Annotated in this window: 2 protein-coding genes and 1 pseudogene; all 3 read right to left on the bottom strand. The window is 71.9% G+C overall.

What is annotated here, in order from left to right; translation table 11 throughout:
- Nucleotides 1-365: 365 nt before the first annotated feature.
- Nucleotides 366-2,153 (bottom strand): methyl-accepting chemotaxis protein, encoded by a 1,788-nt coding sequence (locus ACTS11_RS05320; protein ID WP_442639301.1) that lies wholly within the window; start codon nt 2,151-2,153, stop codon nt 366-368.
- 16 nt (nt 2,154-2,169) lie between these two features.
- A complete protein-coding gene (locus ACTS11_RS05315) occupies nt 2,170-2,739 on the bottom strand; it encodes a hypothetical protein (protein WP_442639300.1) in 570 nt (189 codons plus the stop codon).
- A gap of 176 nt (nt 2,740-2,915) precedes the next feature.
- A pseudogene (locus ACTS11_RS05310) lies at nt 2,916-3,145 on the bottom strand (TIGR04290 family methyltransferase); the annotation flags it as partial.

Genomic DNA, 3,145 nt, shown 5'->3' with positions numbered 1-3,145 from the left:
GGCGGACCGAGGCAGCGGCAGCCCGGGCGCGCCGCGCTGCCCTTTCCACCCTTGGCGGGCATGACGGCGGACGCGTTGCCGCGCAGGTCGGCGCCGTGGCGGTCCTCGTCCTTGGCGCGGGCCGCCCTGGCCGCGCCCCCCAAGGCGTCGGGCAACCGCACGCGTCCGGCCACGGACAAAGTCAGGCAAGAGTTCCGCGTCCGGTGACCAAGGGCCGCGCCAGGCAACCGAGCGCCTCCGGCCACAGACCATGTCAGGCCATGTGCCGCGTCCGGCCACAGACCGCGTCAGGCAAGCGCGCGCGGCGTGCCGCCGGCCTTGCCCTGGACCGCAAGCCGGCCCGCGCCGGCCGGCGGTTCGACGTTTCAGGCGCGCGCCTGCGGCTCGACGGCTCGTGCGCGCGCCTGCGGCTCGATGGCCCGGGCGCGCGCCTGCGGCTCGACGGCCCGGGCGCCGGCGGGCAGCCTGAAGACCGCGATGATCTCGGCCATGGCCTTCGCTTCCTCGCGCAAGACCTGGCTCGCGTCGTTGGCCTGGCTGACCATCGCCGCGTTCTGCTGCGTCACGCGGTCGAGCTGGGCCACGCCCGCGTTGACCTCCGCGAGGCTGACGGACTGCTCTCGGGTGCTCTTGCTGATGCCCTCGACATGGCCCGAGATCTCGGCCACCCGTTCGGTGATCTCGCCGAGTTCGGCGCCGGTATTCGCCACGAGGCGGACGCCGTGTTCCACGTGGCTCGAGCTTTCGGCGATCAGCGCCTTGATCTCGTTGGCCGCGTCCGACGAGCGCTGGGCCAGCGCGCGCACTTCGTTGGCGACGACGGAGAAGCCGCGCCCCGCCTCGCCCGCGCGCGCGGCCTCCACGCCCGCGTTGAGGGCAAGCAGATTGGTCTGGAAGGCGATCTCGTCGATCACGGAGGATATCCGGGTGATCTGTCGCGAGGATTCCTCGATGCGCGCCATCGCGTCGACCGTTTCCTGCACGACACCCGTCGATTCGCTCGCGCGGGCACGCGCCTCCACGACGATCTTCTCGACGTCCTGCGCGCTGCCGGCGGAGGCCTCGACATTTGTGGTGATCATGTCGAGGGCCGCGGCGGTCTGCTCGAGCGAGGCGGCCTGGTTCTCGGTCCGTCCCGACAGGTCGGACGAACTGCGCGCGATGGCCTCCGCGCTCTGGCGGATCGTCTCGGAGTTGCCGGCCATCTCCCGGATGACGCGGACGAACGTGTCCACGGTCTCGTTGAAATTGGCGCGCAGCCTCTCGTATTCCGGCGCGAAGGGCGCTTCGATCCGCCGCGTGAGGTCGCCGTTGGCCACGGTCTGCAGGCCGACCGTCAGTTCCTCGACCACGTGCTTCTGCGCCCGTTCGACCTCGGCGCGGGTGGTCGCGGCACCGGCGGCTTCGGCGAGCCGGTGCTGAAGGGCGGCGAGGTTGCGCGCGATGGTGCCGATCTCGTCGCCGCGATCGACGAAGGGCAGCTCCGCCGCGTGGTTGCCGGCGCCGAGGGTCGCGACCTCGTGGGCGAGGCGGCAGATCGGGCCGGACACGAAGCGGTCGACGAGCGCCGCGGCACCCATCACGAGGAGCCCCAGCACGGCGGCCGAGAGGGCGAGGTTGACGATCAGCCCGGTCCGCGCCGCCGCGCGGCGAGCCTCGGGCGTCCAGGCGACGGCGACGGCCCCGGCCAGCGTCGTGCCGCCCGTCCCGGCGAAGGCCGGGTGGGCCACGAGGAACCCGTCGCGCGAGACCTGCATGCTGCGCTCCGCGGCCGCGGCCCGGGCCAGGTCGCGCAGCGCGCCGGCGGCATCGGAGGGGGCATCGCCCGCATCGGCCACGATCTCTCCGCGTGCATTGACGGCGATGGCGTGACGCGCGTCCCCGGAGGTCGTCACGATCCGGCCGAGCGCCCTGTCCACCGCCGCGGCATTGCCGAAGCGCAGCGCGGCGCCGTTCGCATCGGCGAGGCCGGAGGTGATCTCGACGGCGAGCGCGCGCACGCCGCCGTCGGCCACAGCAGTGACGCTGCGGATGGTGAGGATCGACAGGACGCAGGCGGCGAGCGCCGCCATGCCGACGATCACCGCGATGGACTTCGCGTGGAGCGTCGCGTCGACAAGGCCACGGAGGCCGGATCTACCATGTCTCGTCACGATCCGCGCCCCGTGTTCAGAGCAGTGCGTGCACATCGACGCCCACGGTGATCGCCCCGATGGGCGCACCGGTCGCGGGATCGACGATGGTGAGCGAGATCTGCGCCTCGTAGGTCTGGGTGGACTCGTCGAGCTTCGCCTCGCCGAGGTGGATCGCGTCCGCGCCGGTGCCGAAGGTCTCGGTGAACATCGCCTCGTCGCCGTGCCACATCTGGGAAGTGGCGGCGGATGCGGCGACGTTGAGCCCGTGAGCATCCATGATGAAGACCTCCGTGATGACGCCGCCCGCGGCCGCGACCCGCGCGCGCAGGAAGTCCGCGGTGTGCCCCTCGATCACCGGGCTGATCGTCGGCGTCTCCGCCGCGCCGATCTCCGCGTGCCAGGCGCTGTCGAGCTCGCGGATACGGGCCCGATCGATGCCTGCATGATCCGCGTTCCCGCGCCGGATGGCGGCGACGATCTCCTCCGACTGGCACCAGCGGCGTATCTCGCTGTCGAGATAGGCCATGAGGGCCGCCTCGTGGTCGTGGGCGCAACCCGGCACGGCCGGGATCGCCGCGGCGACGGCGAGGATCGTGAAACGCATGAGAGCTCCTTTCGCCCTGCGGTGTCGGACACACCCCTCGCGACGGAAGAAACCTCAGCAGACTGAAGATTGGGTGAACGGCAGCGCCGATAGCCTCGGGCCATGTCGCCGTATCGCCGCGGCGCCCGCGCCGTCCCGCACAATTCGATCGGTTTTCCGTGGCTCGCGCCGCCGCGTCAGAGCGGCGGCGGCGGGACCATGGACGGACGCTCTCCCCTGCGGCAGAGCAGGACGTCCGCCGCGGGGCGCGCCTCGAGGATGAAGCCCGCGCTCCGCAGCATCGCGGCCGCAGCGGGCGCATTTGGAATGAACCAGTTGGTCGGATCGCCCGCGAAACTGTGCTCGACGAAGTGGAGCCGCGGCGCGTCCTCGCGCTCGAAAAGATCCCGCTCGTCGAAGGGATAAT

The organism is Roseicyclus sp., assembly GCF_052168335.1.
Taxonomy (GTDB): Bacteria; Pseudomonadota; Alphaproteobacteria; order Rhodobacterales; family Rhodobacteraceae; genus Roseibacterium.
Note: the sequence above shows the minus strand (reverse complement) of the source record. Positions and strands in the feature narration are given on the sequence as shown.

What these genes read in the sequence shown, in the direction of transcription:
- ACTS11_RS05315 (WP_442639300.1), bottom strand. Translation starts at nt 2,739, where the DNA reads ATGCGTTTCACGATCCTCGCCGTCGCCGCGGCGATCCCGGCCGTGCCG.